1 protein-coding gene is annotated in these 269 nt (G+C 28.6%); it reads left to right on the top strand.

Annotated features, from left to right (window positions below; genetic code table 11):
- Nucleotides 1-84: 84 nt before the first annotated feature.
- The coding region (locus AACQ14_RS24565) for a hypothetical protein (RefSeq protein WP_339366150.1) at nucleotides 85-269 on the top strand (185 nt) is incomplete at its 3' end.

Below are 269 nucleotides of genomic sequence, written 5' to 3'. Positions count from 1 at the left end.
AAGTAAAAGTAATACTATGTACAAACCATCCTAAACACCTTGGAATTTTTATGCATTTTCATGTTGGAACTTTTATGCATTTTGATGTTGACATTTACACATATAGACATTATCTTATCAATGGAAAATATATTATCAACTATTGATGTCAGTTCCGTTCAGAACCGTGAAATTATCAAAATACAAGAACTAATAGTAAAGAATGAAGGAGAAATTGATAAAATAAATCGCTTTAAAGTAAGCATTTACGAAGACTATACAGACGGTCT

It is taken from the genome of Vallitalea maricola, assembly GCF_036985595.1.
Lineage (GTDB): Bacteria > Bacillota > Clostridia > Lachnospirales > Vallitaleaceae > Vallitalea > Vallitalea maricola.
This window is presented reverse-complemented; position numbering and strand designations above follow the sequence as displayed.